The 17,610-nt window shown below is 66.4% G+C and carries 12 protein-coding genes and 2 pseudogenes; 7 read left to right on the forward strand and 7 right to left on the reverse strand.

The features are described 5' to 3' along the window. Positions 1 to 595: 595 nt before the first annotated feature. From ACSU53_RS30385 to ACSU53_RS30400, 4 genes are all read left to right on the forward strand, one after another. The gene (locus tag ACSU53_RS30385; protein WP_437033521.1) at positions 596 to 6,862 is read left to right on the forward strand and encodes an RHS repeat domain-containing protein; all 6,267 of its coding nucleotides are present in this window, start codon (positions 596 to 598) and stop codon (positions 6,860 to 6,862) included. A 44-nt stretch (positions 6,863 to 6,906) separates the two neighbouring features. Continuing rightward, complete coding sequence (locus tag ACSU53_RS30390) at positions 6,907 to 7,440, forward strand: hypothetical protein (RefSeq protein ID WP_437033522.1); 534 nt, start codon at positions 6,907 to 6,909, stop codon at positions 7,438 to 7,440. Positions 7,441 to 7,605: 165 nt separating this feature from the next. Then, a complete protein-coding gene (locus ACSU53_RS30395) occupies positions 7,606 to 8,019 on the forward strand; it encodes a nucleic acid/nucleotide deaminase domain-containing protein (protein ID WP_437033523.1) in 414 nt (137 codons plus the stop codon). 20 nt (positions 8,020 to 8,039) lie between these two features. Then, positions 8,040 to 8,621 (forward strand): SUKH-4 family immunity protein, encoded by a 582-nt coding sequence (locus tag ACSU53_RS30400; protein WP_437033524.1) that lies wholly within the window; start codon positions 8,040 to 8,042, stop codon positions 8,619 to 8,621. A gap of 315 nt (positions 8,622 to 8,936) precedes the next feature. Here ACSU53_RS30400 and ACSU53_RS30405 read toward each other — a convergent pair. Then, positions 8,937 to 9,611: pseudogene (locus ACSU53_RS30405) on the reverse strand (3'-5' exonuclease); the annotation flags it as partial. Positions 9,612 to 9,633: 22 nt separating this feature from the next. Here ACSU53_RS30405 and ACSU53_RS30410 point away from each other — a divergent pair. Beyond that, positions 9,634 to 10,493 (forward strand): IS5 family transposase gene (locus ACSU53_RS30410; protein ID WP_437032984.1). Its coding sequence is split into 2 segments (ribosomal slippage): positions 9,634 to 9,979 and positions 9,979 to 10,493, totalling 861 coding nucleotides; the frame shifts between segments, so codons are not numbered across the junction. Between the two features lie 13 nt (positions 10,494 to 10,506). Here ACSU53_RS30410 and ACSU53_RS30415 read toward each other — a convergent pair. The 4 genes and pseudogenes from ACSU53_RS30415 to ACSU53_RS30430 all read right to left on the reverse strand — a co-directional run. Further along, a pseudogene (locus ACSU53_RS30415) lies at positions 10,507 to 11,397 on the reverse strand (UvrD-helicase domain-containing protein); the annotation flags it as partial. Further along, a complete protein-coding gene (locus tag ACSU53_RS30420; protein ID WP_437033525.1) occupies positions 11,394 to 11,831 on the reverse strand; it encodes a hypothetical protein in 438 nt (145 codons plus the stop codon). The gene ACSU53_RS30420 and the pseudogene ACSU53_RS30415, both read right to left, overlap by 4 nt. A 42-nt stretch (positions 11,832 to 11,873) precedes the next feature. Beyond that, complete coding sequence (locus ACSU53_RS30425) at positions 11,874 to 12,314, reverse strand: DUF6083 domain-containing protein (protein ID WP_437033526.1); 441 nt, start codon at positions 12,312 to 12,314, stop codon at positions 11,874 to 11,876. 159 nt (positions 12,315 to 12,473) lie between these two features. Then, positions 12,474 to 12,746, reverse strand: coding sequence for a helix-turn-helix domain-containing protein (locus ACSU53_RS30430; RefSeq protein WP_164334205.1), 273 nt, complete (start codon positions 12,744 to 12,746; stop codon positions 12,474 to 12,476). 580 nt (positions 12,747 to 13,326) lie between these two features. On the opposite strand from ACSU53_RS30430, the gene ACSU53_RS30435 reads away from it, so the two are divergent. Further along, complete coding sequence (locus ACSU53_RS30435; RefSeq protein WP_360598304.1) at positions 13,327 to 13,926, forward strand: hypothetical protein; 600 nt, start codon at positions 13,327 to 13,329, stop codon at positions 13,924 to 13,926. Positions 13,927 to 14,148: 222 nt separating this feature from the next. After that, complete coding sequence (locus tag ACSU53_RS30440; protein ID WP_437033527.1) at positions 14,149 to 14,745, forward strand: hypothetical protein; 597 nt, start codon at positions 14,149 to 14,151, stop codon at positions 14,743 to 14,745. Between the two features lie 59 nt (positions 14,746 to 14,804). Here ACSU53_RS30440 and ACSU53_RS30445 read toward each other — a convergent pair whose 3' ends face one another. Beyond that, positions 14,805 to 15,527 carry a helix-turn-helix domain containing protein gene (locus ACSU53_RS30445; protein WP_437033528.1) on the reverse strand — a complete coding sequence of 241 codons (723 nt, stop codon included), beginning with the start codon at positions 15,525 to 15,527 and terminating at the stop codon, positions 14,805 to 14,807. After that, a complete protein-coding gene (locus ACSU53_RS30450; RefSeq protein WP_437033529.1) occupies positions 15,527 to 17,602 on the reverse strand; it encodes a hypothetical protein in 2,076 nt (691 codons plus the stop codon). Before ACSU53_RS30450 ends, ACSU53_RS30445 begins: the two co-directional genes overlap by 1 nt. Positions 17,603 to 17,610 lie beyond the last annotated feature (8 nt).

The following is a 17,610-nucleotide window of genomic DNA, read 5'->3' on the forward strand; positions in this document are numbered from 1 at the left end:
TTCGGCGGCCTTGGCGAGTGCTTGAGTCTCTTCCCGCGTGGGCTCTAGAGGAGCGGGCTTAGCAGGCTCAACTGCCGTCGCGCGAGGGGCAGTTACCACCGGGACGACAGCCAGTGCGAGCGCGAGGGTGAAGGATATCGGAGCCCTCAAGTAAGGTGCCCCCCCGGATATTCTTCGGTGAATTCTCATCACACTTCCTTTTCAGCATGGAACGCAATCTGTGGAACAGTACATGCCCCTGCATGGCGAGTGCAGTTACGCGGAGCAATGACCGATAAGTCCCCATTCTCATAAATGCATACTTCTTGTTCGCACCTTCGAGCAGCCGGTCGGAGCGCCCTCGCGCGGCGCGTTGACCTGCCTCTTTACACTCCCGAGCGGGACGATGGGGGGAAATGTCCTGTTTTTCGAGAGGTGGGGAATGGGTACTGACACCCATTTCTCGAAGAGGATCTTCCGAGGTGGTCGCCTGGGCTGTTAACGTCCGCTGGCTCTTCAATAATGTGGACTTCCTGTGGGGAGAATTGTGTCCGGATTGCGTTCTGCGGCGTTCCGCAGTGTGCGAACACCTGGCAGACGTATGCGGATTGTCGCCGTGAGCTTGGTGGCCTATCTGCTCGCCGGCCTGTTGGGCGGCCCGATTGCTGCGGCGGCCGAGCTGGAACTGCGCAAACTGAAGCAGCCGGATCCGGTGCCGGTCTCCGCGGTCAAGGGCAGGAAGCTCAACAAGCTTGACGAGGCGGCGAAGCACACCTTCAAGCCGGACACGAAGGCGACGTGGCCCGCCGCCGGTAGCACGACGATCAAGGTGACCGACGCTGGCGGCAAACAGACGCAGTCGAAGGCGGGGTCCGTACCGGTCGAGGTTGAGCCGGGCAAGAATTCACGCAAGGCCGCGGCTACACAGGCGCAGGTACAGGTTCTTGACCGCAATGCCGCGAAGGCGGCCGGTGTGGACGGCCTCCTGCTCGCGGTGCAGGGCCACGGTGCAGAGGAGGGCCAGGGCACGCTCGGCCTGACTTTGGACTACTCTTCGTTTGCTGGCATCTACGGCGGTGACTGGGCCTCGCGCCTGGTGGTGCGTGAGGTACCCGCGTGCGCGCTCACCACGCCGAGCGCGAGGGGGTGTACCCCCGGCAAGACGCTCCGTTCCCACAACGACCCCAAGAGCAAGACGCTGTCGGCTGATCTGACCACCCAGGTCAGCACCAGGACTGCGGCCGAGGCCGGTCAGCCGGTTCAGCAGGTATCCCCCGTCAGCCGCACCCGGACCTCCAGAGTGGCCGAGGGCGCCACCCTGCTGGCCGTGACCGCCGCCCCCTCTGGCGCTAACGGCGACTTCACCGCCACCTCGCTGTCCCCGTCGGGCAAGTGGGAGGCTGGCGGCTCGTCCGGTGCGTTCTCCTGGACATATGAGATGGACACGCCCGCCGTACCGGGCGCGCTCGAGCCGGACCTGGGTCTGTCGTACTCGTCGCAGGCTGTGGACGGACGCACGGCGGCGACGAACAACCAGGCCAACTGGATAGGGGACGGCTGGTCCCTGTCCCCGGGGTCCATCGAGCGGCGCTACGTCTCCTGCCAGGACGACAAGTCCGGCGGCAACAACCCGTCGAACAAGGTCGGCGACCAGTGCTGGAAGAAGGACAACGCCACTCTGTCGCTGGGCGGTTCGTCCACTGAACTGGTCAAGGACGACGCCACCGGTGTGTGGAGGAAGAAGAGCGACGACGGCACACGCGTGGAACTACTCAAGAACTCCGCGCTTGCCAATGGCGACAACGACAACGAGTACTGGAAGGTGACCGCGCCAGACGGCACCCGCTACTACTTCGGCTACAACCGCCCCAAGGGCTGGGCCGACGGCAAGGAAGAGACTAACTCGGTCTGGACCGTGCCAGTGTTCGGCAATCACTCTGGCGAACCCTGCCACGCGAGTGCATTCAAGGACTCCTGGTGCCAGCAGGCTTGGCGCTGGAACCTCGATGCCGTGATCGACCCGCACGGCAACGCCATGACGTACTACTGGGCCAAGGAGTCCAACTTCTACCAGCGGGCGATCGACGCGAAGTACAAGGGCACCTTGACCTCCTACACTCGTGGCGGCTACCTCAAGCGCATCGAGTACGGGCTGCGGGACTCCAACTTCTACGGTCAGCCCGCTGCCAAGGTCGGCTTCACCGTCACCGAGCGTTGCTTGCCCTCTGAGTCGTTCGACTGCGCGGCGGACAAGCTCACGGAGGCGAACGCCAAGAGGTGGCCGGACGTGCCCTTCGACCAGATCTGCAAGTCGGGCGATACGTGCGAGGGAAATTCAGCACCGTCGTACTTCACCCGTAAGCGGCTGACTTCGGTGACCACCTCGGTGTGGAACGCCGGTGCGTACCAGAAGGTCGATTCCTGGGCGCTGATTCAGAACTTCCCCTCCACCGGGGACGGCACCGATCCGCCGCTGTGGCTTGCCGCGATCACTCGCACCGGACACAGTGCTGGTACCGCCATTACCCTGCCGAAGACCACCTTCCATGGGGTGCAGTTGCCCAACCGGGTCGCTGGCGCGGTCGATGCGGTACCCGCGTACAACCGCTACCGCGTGTACAAGATAGGCACCGAGACCGGCGGGTCGATCGGCGTCACCTACTCGGCGCAGGACTGCTCGAAGACCAGCCTGCCCACCGCTTCGTCGAACACGAGGCGCTGCTACCCGGTGATGTGGTCGCCACCGGACGCCCCGATTGAGGGCTATGAGCCGTACCAGGACTGGTTTCACTCCTATGTAGTCACCCAGGTCCTGGAGTCGGACGACACGGCCGGCTCTCCCATCAAGCGCACGGACTACACCTACCTGGGTGGCCTCGCCTGGGCCAAGACCGATGACGAGTTCACCAAGGCGAAGCACCGCACCTACGGTGAACGCAAGGGCTACGAACGCGTCCAGGTCCGCACCGGCGACCCCGCGGAGGGCACCCAGACGCTGAGCGAGACCCGCTACTTCCGCGGCATCGAGGGCGCGAGGGTCGCCGACGGCGAAGGCAACGAGGTCACCGACCGCGAGGCGTTCGCCGGCATGACCCGCGAGGAAGCCAACTACAACGGCTCCGGCGGCGCCCTCATTTTCGCCACCAGCTACACCCCGTGGCGCTCGAGCGCCACCGCCACCCACTCGCGCTCGGCGGACAGCCTGCCGACGGTGTATGCGTACCGCACGGGTCTGCAGAAGGACCAGAGCCGCGAAACGATTACCGGTGGCGGACTACGGCGCACGGAGACGGCCCGGGGGTTCGACTCCTACGGCGCGGTCAAGTGGGTGTCCGAGACCGGAGACACTGCCAGGTCCGGTGACGAGCAGTGCACCACCACGACCTACAACCGCAACCTGGACAAGAACATCCTTTCCACGGTCGCCGAAAGCAAGACGGTGGCCAAGGAATGCGGAGCCACACCGAGCCTGCCCGCTGACCTCATCAACACCACCCGCGCCTACTACGACGGCGGCACCGCCCTGGACACCATGCCGACCAAGGGGGACGTGACGCGTCAGGACGAGAACGACGGAGCCGGCACCGGCTTCATCACCGTTAGCAAGGCCGCGTACGACGCCTACGGCCGCCAGACCGAGGTGATCGACATGGCCGGCGCGAAGACCACCATCGCCTATACCCCGGCCACTGGCCAGGCGCCGACGGAAACGGTCACCACGAACGATCTTGGCCACACCTCGAAGGCGATCACCGATCCACGTCGCGGACTGGTGACGGCGACGGTGGACGCGAACGGCAAGCGCTCGGACGTGGAATATGATGCGCTAGGCCGGATCACGAGAGGCTGGGCACCTGGCTGGGCAAGAGCCGACCATCCGACACTGCCCGCGGCCGAGTTCATCTACCGCGTCTCGAAGACTGAGCCGAACGCGGTGACCACCAAGGTCCTCAACTACCAGGGCGCGTACGACACCTCGCACGCCCTCTACGACGGGCTGATGCGCCCGCGCCAGACACAAACAGCAGCGATCGGCTCATCCGGCAACCGTCTAGTGACCGAGACCCGCTACGACACCCGCGGCCAAGTCTGGAAGACGTACGGCACCTACTTCGCCACCGGCGCGCCCTCGACCACGCTGGTCGGCGGAGACGACTCCAAGGTGCCCGCAGGTTCCGAGGCCAAGTACGACGGAGCCGGGCGCGCCACCGAGGTCATCTCGCTGAAGTTCGGCGACGAGACCAAGCGCACGGTGACCCAGTACGCTGGCGACCGCACCACGGTGATCCCACCCAAGGGGGGCACCGCCACAACGACGATCGTAGACGCGCTCGGCCGCAAGACCGAGGCACGCGACTACACCAACGCCGCGCGAACCGAGTTCCTGGCCACCCGCTACGAGTACAACACCCGGGGTCAGTTGGCGAAGATGACCGACCCGGCTGGCATCGCCTGGACGTGGACCTTCGACGCGCGCGGCCGCCAAATCGAGACGAACGACCCGGACAAGGGCATAGCCAAGACCACGTACGACAACGCGGACCGTCCGGTCAAGACCACCGATGCTCGAGGTGTCGAGCTCACCACGGTGTACGACGAGTTGGGCCGTCAGAAGGAGCTGAAGCAGGGCTCGACGGTTCGCGCCTCGTGGGCGTACGACTCCGTACTCAAGGGGCTCCCCGCAGCGAATACTCGGTACGTGGAAGGCAAGGCATACACCACGAAGATCGACAGCTATAACGACCGAGGCCAGCCCACCTCATCCACCACCACCGTGCCGGACGGGGCGGCCGCAGGCACCTACACCTGGACCTTCGGCTACAACCAGTACAACGGCATCAAGGAGTGGGTGAAGCACCCCGCCATCGGCGGCCTGCCCTCAGAACGCCAGACCACCGTCTTCGGCCCTGGCAACCTGCCCGACACGACCGTCGCCGGCCAGGTCACCCTGGTCAACGACACCAGCTACGACGTCTACGGGCGCCAAGTCCGTGCCGAATACGGCACTCTGGGGCAGAAGGTGTACCGCACACAGGAGTTCGACGAGCACACCAGTCGGCTCACCCGCTCCACCATCGACGGCGACAAGGCCCTGCGGGTGGAGGACACCCGCTACGGCTACGACCCGGCCGGAAACGTCATCCGCATCTCCAGTACGTCCGGCCAGGACGCTGCGGCTGTCACCGACACACAGTGCTTCGCCCTCGACGCCCTGCGCCGGATGACGGAAGCCTGGACAGCCAAGTCCCCAACCGACAACTGCGGCACGGCTCCGTCCGCAAGCACGGTCGGCGGCCCGGATGCGTACTGGCACTCCTACTCCTACGACAACGCTGGCAACCGAGCCAAGGAAGTCCAGCACGCCACCAGCAGCGGCGGCACGGACATCACCCGCACCTACACCGCCGGCAAGGCCGGCGACACCCGCCCACACGCGCTGCGGTCGGTCGCCACGACCGGCGGACCCCAAGACGGTAAGACGGAGTCATTCAGCTACGACAATGCCGGCAACACCACTAAGCGCACCGGCGGTTCACGCACCCACGATCTGACCTGGGACCCGGAAGGCCACCTCTCCAAGATCGTCGAGGACGGCAAGACCACCGAATACCTCTACGACTCGGCCGGCAACCGCATGCTCGCGAAGAACGCCGACGGTTCCACGACCGCCTATCTGCCGGGTGGCAACGAACTGAACGTGACCTCCACCGGGGCGAAGTCCGCCACCCGCTACTACACGCACGGCAACGAAACCATCGCCGTCCGCACCAGCTCCGGCTTCCAGTTCCTCTTCGGGAACCACCAGGGCACCGCGCTGATCGCTGTCACCATGGGCGCGGCCCAGACAGTCACCCGCCGCAAGCAACTCCCCTTCGGAGCACCGCGCTCCACATCGGGCAGCAGCCCCTGGCCGGGCGACCGCGGCTTCGTCGGCGGCACCAGCGACCCCACCGGCTACACCCACCTCGGCGCCCGCGAATACGACCCGGCACTGGGCCGCTTCCTCTCCATCGATCCGCTCCTGATCCCCGACGACCCGACGCAACTCAACCCGTACGTCTACGGCAACAACAACCCAGCCACCTTCGCCGACCCCACCGGTGAGGCGTATGAAGAATGCGTCAGCGGGCAGTACAACTGCACCTACGGCAAGGGTGGCACCGGAGACATCAAGAAGGTCAGCTTCGGCAAGAACTACAAGAAGGAAACTCGCGCCCGCGGCGGCAAGGTGTCCAAGAACTACTACGCCCAGCAGCTCACCGGACGTAAGTACACCTACACCAAAAACAAGGGTATGAGCACCCGGTATACGAACTACGAATATCGCGAGGCGGAAAAGCTCCGCCAGAAGAAGGAGCTCAAGCATCAACAGTATCTGAACAAGCGTGAAGCAGAACTCGAAGCGCTGCGGAACCCGCCCGGGGACAAACCGTGGTACGAGAACGCATGGAACGGGGTCTCTGGCTTCTTCGCTGAGCACGCGGATGGAATTAAGGTGGGTATCGGGGTGCTAGCTTTCGGTACGTGCGTCGTTGCCAGCGCCGGGACCTGTTTGGTGGTGGCTGTCGGTGGCTTGAGTATGAGCGCAGCCCTCGACCAAAACAGCGGCGTTGACACAACTTCCGCCGAATACCGGACTCAGACTGCGCTGATCTTCGGAGTTTCGGTCGCCGGCGGTGGAACCGCCGCGTGGCTCGGAAAGGGCGGGAGTAGCAGCGTGAGTTGGCGCCAAGCATTCTCGAACAGCCCCCGAACGCGTATGACGCACGGACGCACCAATTGGGGTCCCACGATGAGAAATTACGTGACAAATTTCGGTTTCACCAGCCCGACCTGTGGTGGCACGATCTACTTGAACAACAATGCGGGGTACTGCGGATGATCCCTCCTCCGGGTCTCGCGGTCATTAGGCAAGATGAGCAGACCATGAAGTTGAGAACTTCGAATGCGCTATGGAAGGCCATACTCTCCCCTGTTCCGGCGGTCTCGCTCGCGATCCTCTACATGGTTGTGGGCAGCGACGGGCTGGATATGGGCGGCGCAACGAGGAGCGGCACTGCAATTTCCATCGCAGTGACGGGGTGTGCGGTAAGCCTTTGCTGGCGCTTGTGCTTTGTTTCGAGCCTTGACGTTTCGGCAACGACTGTCCGCGTGATCGGCGTGTTCCTTCGAGCGGAGTTCGACGTCGATTCAATCCGGAAAATAGAAACCCCCGGTGCTGGGAGAAGCTATGTTTCCATGCGCCTCATGAACGGGTCCACCGTCTATGTGGGCGCACTGCCGGCTGGACCCGAGACCAACGAATACGTGGAGCATTTGATCACTTCCAGAAAGAACGGTGGTGGGGAACACACGTCGAAAGCGGAAGTGCAGGTCGAATGGCGCCCCTACGCCCATCCGTCAGACATTATCGCGCTCGTAGCGTTGACGGCAGCGTTCCTTCTGGGAGCGACGGGTTGATTTGAGGTGTAGGCGCTCCTTTGTTTCTGCTGGGCGGCCATCGATAAGCGGCGGTGGGAGCGGCCCGCACGCTGATTACGGGGGGCGGCGGGACCGGGACCGGGTGATCGAGTTGACTCCAAGTCGATCAAACCCGGTTCGACAGATCTGGCTCAGGCGACGCAGGTGGCCCGGTACGCACGGAAGGACTGGAGCGGCAACAACTACGCAGCCGGCAACTTCAAAGATGACAAAGGGCACGAGTTCATCCTGGTCGGCTACAGCAAGAGCGTCCATTCCGAACGCTCCGTCGGCTACCCCTTACTGAGGGCGAAACAGCAAGACGGGCTCACCAGCCTGTACACCGAGCGTGAGCCCTGCCAGAAAGCGCCCTCCTACTGTGATCGCTGGACTGCCAAGTACTTCGACAAGGAGCTACCTGTAACCCATTCCCAGTCGTATGATCAGTCCTTGCCTCGGCAGCCCGGGGAGACCGACTACAGGTACGGCAGAAGAGTTGACGCCGAGCATGTGCAGTACCGCAAAGACTTGAAGAACTGGTACAAGACCCACACCCCACTCACGCCATATCAGGGTTGAGTAAAACGCGGCAGGATGAAATGATCTTTGCTACACCACACGACGAGTTGGTTCACACGTTCGGCGAAAGGCGCCTCCGCCAGGTCCCTGCTCAGGAAGCACAAGCAGCAGGCTTCAGTGGCGAGACGCTCGCTTACCTCACCGGAACGGGGCTACCCGAAAACCAGTTCATCTCCTTCCCCTCATTTGACGGAGAAAACCCCGGGTTCCGTCCAGTCATCCCAGAAGAACTTGCAAATACCTGGAGTCTTCCGGCCGACGCTACTAACTGGGTTTTCCTCGGGAACTTTGAGGTCAGCGCCATCGCGGCAGACACGCAAACGGGCGAACTTTATCAGTTCGCTGAGGGCATCATGCGCCCTATCCCATTGCACGGTGATCTCTCCTCGCTGGTGCACACCATCACCGAATTGACGAAGATCGTCACAAGCCTGCCCGAGGATTACGATGACGACGAGGACTTCCTCGATTCACTCGGGGAAACCTTGGAGGCCCTGAAGGCTGAGATCGACCACCGTGATCCTCGCCCCTTCGGCAACGAGCACAGCGAGTGGATCGAGATCGTCACCAACATCGGGGCCGGCAACTGGGGGCCGGAGTAACAAACCTGTGTGCCCGCCTGCCAGACGGCATAGCCGCGGTACCGACGGCTGCACGACACGGCGCCGCCCCGCCCTCGAACACCGTCGGCTGCCTCGGCGTCACCCTGCGCCGTTTGGACAGCCGGCCTCCACGCCAATAGGCAGGTAGGAACGCCCGTCCAAGTCCCTGCAGGCACGGCAAACCGGGCGTCAGGCTGCGCTTCCTGTCTGGCCAGGCCGTCTCAGCTGTAAGACCCGCCATGGTTAGACGACAGAGGTGATCAGGGGGTGTGCAGTGAATGGCGGTGACCTGCGCGGCCAAGGGCTCCCAAGGCTTCAGCCAAGTGACCCTCGATTGGCGAAGCTGGGAGACACTGTCTCTCCACTATCACGCCGTTTCGAGGTCTCGTTCTGGGAGCGTGGCTCTGGCAGGTCGTGGTGGCCGTCAGGGTGGTCGTGGATCCAGGACAGGCCTCCCAGGTCCAGGCGTCGACTGGTGCGGGTGACGGCTACGTAGGCCAGCCGTGCTTCGGCATCGTCGATGGGGTCGGGTGGTGCCGGAAGGCCGGGGCGGTCGCCGTATTGGTTGTCCTGGGGGCGGGCGAAGTCGTCAGCGATCATTACGCGGGGCCATTCGCGCCCCTTGGCCTTGTGGGCGGTGGAGACGGTGATCTGGGCGTGCGGCTCGGGGGCGAGGTGGGCCACGGCGGTGAGGATGGCGTCGGTGCCGTGGGTGTCAACGAGGTTGACCAGGGGCTGCAGGTCGCGTCCGGCTGGGTCGTGGGAGGCGTAGTCCTGCAGATCCCCCCAGGTAGGGAAGAGGGTCAGTTCAGGGTGCTGGGTTCTCCGGCCTTCTTTCAGGTCGCGGGCGGCGAGGGCGAGGGTTTGCAGGCTGTCTCCTCCCCCGGCCAGGGCGACGGAGTATCCGTCGGCCATGAGGGCCATGATCTGGGCCATGGCGCCGGTGTTGGTGCGGCACAGCACGGCGTCCGGTTGTGCGACGGGCCCTAGGCCGTTTCTTTCAGATCATCGGATCGTTGGTCTGGGTGTGTCGTTGACTGACGCCCAGTGGGCCCGCATCGAGCCGTTGTTGCCGGACCGGACCCCTCGGCGCGGTGGTCGGTGGCGTGATCACCGGCAGGTGATCGACGCGATCGCGTTCAAGTACCGCACCGGCACCCCGTGGATGGACCTGCCCGAGCAGTTCGGGTCGTGGAAGGGCGCGTACAACCGGCTGCGGAAGTGGGCCGCCGACGGCACTTGGGAGAAGGTCTTCACCGCCCTGCTCGCCCAGGCCGACGCCGAAGGCGACCTCGACTGGGTCGTCGCAGTCGACTCCACTGTCGTGCGCGCACACCAGCACGCCGCCGGGGCCCGTCAAAAGGGGCCCCGGCCGGCGAGCCGGCTGACCATGCCCTCGGACGGTCCCGCGGCGGACTGACCACGAAGATCCACCTCGTCGCGGACGGCGGTTGCCGACCGCTGGCGTTCGTCATCACGCCGGGTCAAGCAGGTGACGCACCCGCCTTCGAGCAGGTCATGGCCCGGTTACGGGTGCCCAGACGGATCGGCCGCCCCAGGGTCACGCCAGACGTGGTCCTGGCCGACAAGGCGTATTCGTCCCGGGCGATCCGCCTCCATCTTCGACAGCGGAAGATCCGAGCGGTGATCCCGCAGCCGGCGGACCAGGCTGCGAACCGCAAGCGACGTGGTCGGCTCGGGGGCCGTCCCCCGGCCTTCGACCGCGAGACCTACAAGCAGCGCAACACCGTCGAGCGGTGCATCAACAAGCTCAAGCAATGGCGCGGCCTGGCCACCCGCTACGACAAGACGGCCACCATTTACCTAGCCGGACTGCACCTCGCCGCCATCTTCATCTGGTCGACGAGGTGATCCGAAAGAAACGGCCTAGTTCGGTGCACATGCTGGGGGTGCCGGTGAGGCGGATCGGGGCGTCGGCGAGGCGGAGCCACCGATTGGCTTCCGCGGCGAGATCTGGGCCGAAGCGGAAGGATTGCGACAGGGCGAGCCGGGTGCCGTCGAATCCTGTCATGACGTCTTTGGCGCCGCGCCAGTGGTAAATGGCCTGGGCGGAGTCGCCGACCATGACCAGCTGGGCGTGGTCGCGTTAGTTGAGGAAGATCTGCTCGACGACGGGGTTGGTGTCCTGGGCCTCGTCCAGCAGCAGGAAGTCGGCCTGGATCCGTGGCCTGGTGAGGGCCCACATCTTGAGGTAGTGGTCGTGGTCGAAGCGCACCGCGCCGTCGTAGGGGTGTTGTAGGTCGCTCCATGCCTTGCGGGCGAAGGGCACGACGTGAGCGGCGAGTTGCGCGTGAAGAGCTGGGTCTTCCAGTCCGCGCAGGCGTGGGACGTGGTGGTGGGTGATGGCCTCGTCGGCGGTGTGGCAGAAGTGAGTGACGGTACGCAGGGTGGCGTTGGAGAGGGCCTTTTGGGTGACGTTGTGGTCGCCGAGTCGGAGGGATTTGGTGAGTCCGAGGGTCTGTCCGGTTTGCCAGGCCGGGCGGCGGGGTGCGTTCAGGCGGCGGGTGTAGCGGTGGCCGACCGCGGCGTAGGCCAGGGCGTGGGCGGTCTTGCACAGGATGTTCCTCGGGAAGCGGGTGGCGGCTTCCTGCGCGATGGCGCGGTTGTAGGCGAGGTATTGTCCGCGGCGTTTGGTGGTGTGGGCGAGTAGGGCCAGAGTGGTGGTCTTGCCGGTGCCCGCGCCGGCCTGTACCGACAGGTGGTCGCCCTGGGCGAAGGCATCGGCTGCGGCGGTCTGCTCGTCGGTCGGGTTCATGTTGTGGTTCCTTGGGTGTTGTGGGCGAGCGCGCGTCCCATGGCGGTCAGGAGATGAGCGGGAAGCGTGTGGGTGAGAAGCTGGCGCACTTCACGCTCGAGGCGTTGCACTTCCTGATCGGTGTGCTCGGCGAGGGCCCGGTGGATGGCCTTGTCCAGGAGGCGCTCGGGCTTGTGTCCTGTTCGGAGTGCTGCGGTGTGGAGGGACGCGTGTGCGGCGGGCGGGAGGGCGACGTTGAGCAGCACGTGTCCGTTCGTGTCTGGGTAGTGCGTGGTGATCACGTCGATGGGGAGCTGGCCTTTGAGGCGTCGGCGCAGCTTGTGGGCGGCCCGGGCGGGGGTCTTGGCGGGTACGAGCGCGATCAGGCGGGTGGAGCTGTGGTTGGCGGCGAGCGGCATTGTGCGGCAGGCGGCGTCGAGTTCTTCCGGGCTCACAGGGCGAGTGAGGGTGATCTCCAGGGCGTGGTGCGGCATCTGTCACCGCCGCTGGTGCGGCGCGGAGGGTGCCGACTGGGTGCGGATGTGTGGCGCGTGGTGGACGGTGAGCCGACGGCATAGTGCTACGAGGCGCAAACCGGTAGCGCAGGGGTCTACGTCAAGCCGGGGGCACAGGACGGCGTGCGGGATGCGGGACCAGCCGCTGCCGTCGTCGTGGGGGTGGGCCATGCCGCCGCTGGGATGCCGGCGGCAGTCTTCGGGGACTTCGGTGGTGGCGGTTTCCGCGGGGTGCAGGGCGAGGGGCCGGCGGTCGGTGCGGTGATACCAGTCGATGCAGTTGCCGCAGTTGCGGCAGCGTCCGGTCTGGCCGGTGCGTAGCCGGCGGCTGGGGCTGTTGGTGGCGATCTGCAGGGGGCGGTGTGCAGAGATGCGGGGGCTGGCGTCCCGGTGGCGGGCCGGGGGCTGGGTGTGGAGGCGCATGAGGGCAACGTGTCAGGCGGGGCGTGGCCGTTGGCTGCGGTGGCGCGGGGGTGTCCCTCGGTCGGCTCAGCGCTCCCGAACGGGTCATCAAGTGTGCGATGAGCGTTCGGTGCTTGTTCGTCGATTCGGGTGATTCGCTGTGCCGTGTGTTCGCCCTGGTCAGGGGTTGTTGGGCGCCTGAGGTCCGGGGGGCGTGTGGCTGGAGCACATGGTGCTCAGCAGGTCTTCGAGCGGTACGTCGAAGGCGTGGGCGAGGGAGTGCCAGGTGGTGACGCTGCCCGTGGTGTGGCCGTGTTCGAGGTCGATGAGGGTGCGCCGGGCCAGGCCGCTGCGGCGGGCTAGTTCGTCGAAGGACCAGCCGCGCTCGGCCCGAAGGCGCGCCAGCTGGATGCGCAGCGCGGTGAGGTCGGGGTCGGGCGGCAAGATCGTCACCCCATCATCCGACGGTGCAGAGATCTGCCCTGTCAGTGCAGAGGTCTGCACTATTTGTCGGGTGGGGTGATTCACGGTGCAGGAATCTGCACTACCGTGCGTTCGTCCAGGTGCCGCACCGGGGGCACCGGCCGTAGACGGCACTGACAGTCGGCAGGAGGTCAGCCAGCCAATGAGGGTTGCCGGGGCGCATGCCGCAGCTCGTATCTGGTCAGTGGAACTGCGTCCGTGCTCGGGCGGGGCCAGCCTGGTCTGCGCCCACTGCACCGTCCATGCTGCGTCCTTCAGCGCCACCTCAGCGCGGTCGGCTGCGCTGGCCCATCTGGCTCGTCATGCCCTCGCTGATGCTCTCCCCGTGCACTTGCGTACCTGTCAGTGCCGGGAACGCGGCTGCTCATGGCATCCGCGGCACCGAGGCTGCGCCGGCCGCATTCTGCTTGCTCTCACACGTGACCGAAGCGGCCGCACCTGGCGCCTGGCCGACACGTGTGCCGCCTGCGCAGCAGTGACCCGTCACACAGCCGTTGTCCCCGACACGCTGCTCCGCTCTCAGCGTCCGTCTGTCCGTCGCCCGGATCCCGTGCTCGTCGAAGCACAGGCCGGGTCCGACGCACAGCTGCGTGTGCGGGAGATGCTCACCTACCTCGCTGCCGCGCTCCCCCGTTTCGTATCCCCCGCGGCCCGGCTTCTGGCCCTGCAGTGCGCGCTGCGTGTCAACAGCCGCGGCCAGGTCCGCATTCCTGCTGGTCTGCTGCGGGGCATGCGTCTGCACGGGCGCAAGGAGCTGTGGGCCGAATTGGAATACGCGGACTTGCTTCGGACGTCGAGCCCGGGGTCTTCCGCCTCGGAGGTGCAGCTCCTCGATGCCGCCCTGCTGGACCAGGCGCCCGGCCGCGCTGCGCGCCGCCGTGCCGCTCACTGGGCGCTTCATCCGGTGCTTGAGCGATTGCCGGCCTGTTCCCCGCCTGCCCTGCAGCTGATCACCCTGGCGCTGGCCGCGCACATGTCCTCCGGGATTTGTCACCGTACCGACATGGAGGACCTGACCCGGTTGAGCGGGCAATCCCGGCATCAGGCCGCCGAACTGCTCGACAGGCTGGTGAGGACCGGCATCCTGACCTCATGGCGGTACGACCGTGATTCCGACGAGGTTCTCTGGCAGCCGGCCCTTACGGGGTGAACACCATGGCTGCGCTGCGATCACCTGTCCGCAGTTCACTGTCCAGCACGGTAAACGGGCACGGAACAGAGCGATGCCGCTCGTCCGTACTATTGCGGACCGAAGACCTCGAGCAGCACTCGCAGCACTGCGACGACATCCCGGGGGAGACACTGCCCGCTTCCCTCAACGGGGCTTTCTCCCTTCACACGCTCCGGCTGTACTCCGAGAAAGGCAGACACCATGTCCGAAACCGCGACCGCCACCCAGGACCTCGCCTCGCAGTATGCCGCCCAGGTGACCAGCGACCTCGAGCACAACCTGAAGGAACAAGAACGTGTCAACGCCGAAATAGTCCTTCTGCAGGAGGAGTTGGCAGCACTGCAGCAGAACCACACGGTTCTGGTGAGCATGCAGCAGGCTCTGGCCGTCGTCCCCGCACCCGCCGAACAGCCCACAGCCGTGCCTGGCTCTCCTGCAGTGCCCAGCCCCCGCGACAACGCCACTGCCGCCGGCAAGAAGGCGCCGAAGAAATCCACCGGCCGCCCCCGCAGGAAGACGGCTGCAGCCCCGACGGCGGATCAGGCCACCCTGGTCGACCTGGTCCGCCGCCACCTCGCCGAGCAGAGCGAACCGCGTTCTGCAGCGGAGATCACCACCGCGCTCGGCCAGGCCCACCCCGGACGGACCTTCAAAGCAACTGTCGTACGTACCACTCTGGAAGGGCTTGTAGCCAAGAGCCAGGCTCAGCGCACCAGGCAGGGCCGCTCCGTCTACTACACCTCCGCCCGGGCGTCAGAACAGGAATCCGGGCCCCAGGCCGACGCACAGATCAGCTGATCGGCGGCAGGCCCGGCCCTCGCGGCTTCGAGGTTGAAGACGCATCGGCGACCAGCGGATCAGCGCGGACGCCAGGTTCGTACTTCGAGGTGGAGGATTTGAGCGTCGGGGCGGATGCGTCCGGTCTCTACAAGCCACTGGTGTACGGCTTGGGTGACGTCCCCGCCGGCGGCGTCGACGCGGCGGGCGAAGTCGGTGGCGTCGAAGCCTCCGGTCTGGGCGGAGCCGTAGGAGCGTTCTTCGCTGTGGTCGGCGCGCTGGATCACGTCGCGGCGGATGCCGGGAGAGTCTGTCCTGCTTCCGGAGGGGTGGCGGTAGCTCGTCTTGGCGAGGCGGACGGTGAAGGCCAGGCGCAGTCCGCGGCGGGCGGCTTCGGCGATGAGCGGGCGCAGGCGTGCGGAGCCGGAGGCGATGGCCTGGGCGCCGACGCGGCCGGTGCCGGAGCCGGTGGGGGTGATCAATACGGCTTTGGTGCGCACGCGGGCGCGGGCGCCGGATGCGGTGGTGCGGCGGCGGGTGTGGCGGGCGGCGATGGCGGCCAGTTCGGGCAGGTCGGTGATGCCGCCGGTTTCGGCGGCGGTGAGCACTTCGCGCAGGGCGGTGACGAAGGCGGCGCCTTTGTTTTTGGTGTAGAACTGCGAGACCAGCGAGGGGTCGCGGTTGAGGATGCGGGCGATGTCTCGCTTGGTGTAGCCGTGTTGCTGGAGTCGGTCGGCCAGTCGGGCGGCCTCGTTCAACGGGTGCCGACGGCCTGGAGTGCTGCGGCGGGGCGGGGGCGCCATCAGGTCTCCCGGTCACTGGTGAGGGCGGCACGTCCGGCATCCCGCAGGGTGAGAAGTTCCTCTTCGGTGGTCGGGGCTGCCAAGGGGCCGGTGAGGTTGCCTTTAAGGAGGTAGTCGCCGGGCTGGTGGTGGTAGGGCCAGTTGTGGGGCTGGGTGAGGTAGAGGGCGTCTGTGCGGAAGGCGACGACGGTGCCGGGGGGTGTGTGGAGGGCTCCGGCGTAGGCGTCGTCATCACGGTGGCGCTGGGTGAGGAGGGCGGCGCGGGCGCCGGACCAGATGGCGGCAGCCCATTCGGGATGTGCGTTGGGGTCTCGGGCAAAGCCCGTGGGTTTCTGCCAGGTGATCACATTGTCGTCGAAGCCGATGATCTCGGCGTCCGCGGGTACGTCGCGCTCCATGGTGCGGGGGGTGGTGCCGGTGACCATGCGGGGGCGCTGGGCGAAGGCGCCGATGCCGTACAGCAGGATGGAGCGCACGGCGCGGGAGGCGAGGTGGGCGGCGCGGGCCTGCTGGGGGTCGCCCTGGAAGTGGGCTTGGGCGGAGAGGTTGCTCCAGGTCTCCTTGAGTCTCTTGGCCCAGTCGTCGAGCGGTTTGCCGTCGTCCCACAGGATGCCGTCGAGGATTTCGATCTTCCACGGCTGGATGGGGTTGGTCAGGGCTGCATGGAGTTCGGGGCCGCCGGCCCAGGTGGTGAAAGTGGTGCCGGGGCTGGCCGGGTAGTGCCAGGCGCGGTCGCCGGGGGCGGGGGCGGGCAGGAGGCCGACGTGGTTCCAGGCGTCGGGGACCGTCACGCGGACCTGCCAGTGGCCGCACCCGTACAGGGCGCGGATCTGTTCCTTCTCGCTCCAGGTGACGAAGGTGTGGGCGGTGATGCGGCGTGGGGTGCCGACCGGGGATTTCCAGGTGTGTTTGGCGTAGGCGAAGGTGCGGTCGTATTCGACGAGTTGGGGCAGTTCGTCGGGGACGCGGGGTGGGGTGATGAGTTCGTTGCGGCCCTGTCCGGCAGTGGCGTGAAGGAGACCGCGCAGTTCTTCGGACAGGACGGGGTAGCCGTCGGCGTGCTGGCCGCGGGTGGGGATGGTGCGGGTCCACAGGTCACGGCCGGTCTGGGAGGGGGAGCCCATGATGACGGCGTCGTTCCAGTGGCGGCGCAGGGCCTGCCACAGCAGGACGAAGGCGTCTCGGATGGTGGCGGGGTCGTCGCCGTTGGTGTCGAACCACTCCCCCACCGAGCGGATCTCCACATGGCTGTCGCCACTGTCGCGCTGGTAGCGGCCGACGGGGTTGCGGGCGTGGACGAAGTGCCCCGCCATCCGGTCGCGGCCGCGGCCGGTGTCGGTACGCCAGCCCGGGATGGGGGCGTTCAGCCAGGCGGCGACCGCATCGCGCAGATAGGGGTAGCGGTCGGCGTCGCGGTGCCAGGGGTCGCCAGCGGTGATGTAGATCCGTTCCACGCCCTCGGGGATGGTGTGGAAGACGGCGGTGAGGACGTCCGCGGCCGACCTGGTGCCGAGGTCGAGGCGGTGAGTCTGGTTGCGATGGACCAGCACGCCGGTGTCGGTGTCCAGGAAGACGGTGGAGCGGGCTTGCTGGGTGAAGTTCGGCCGAGTGGAGGCCAGGCCGGTCGTATGGGCGAACCAGGCATCGCCCGTCTCCCCCTCGGGGATGGAGGGAAGAGCACGCGGCGCATCCGCGGCTGCCGTCACCGCCGGGGCTTCGGAGGGGGCGGCCTGCGGCCGCGCGGTACGCAGGGCGGGCGCCACTGCGGCGGGCTGCGTGGCCAGTTCCAGCTCGGCGTCCTCGGACAGCGTAGGCGCGGCGGTAGCCGGCACCTCGGCATTTCCCGCGGTGAGGCTGTCGGGCGCCAGGGACGGGACGAGGGCGACGACGTCGGACACGCTCAGCCCGGCGGCCGGGGCGATCCGCTCTGCTTTGGCCTTCTCGTAGGAGGCCACCTGGGCGATCCGCCTAGCCCGGTCATTTTCGAGCTTCGCCAGCGCCGCCCGGGCCTTCTTGATCTGGTCCCGCACGGCGCGCAGGTCGGCGAGCGCGGCGTTGTAGCTCTGTGCGTCCATGAGGGGCT

The sequence above is a fragment of the Streptomyces sp. enrichment culture genome, from assembly GCF_964273255.1.
Taxonomy (GTDB): Bacteria; Actinomycetota; Actinomycetes; order Streptomycetales; family Streptomycetaceae; genus Streptomyces.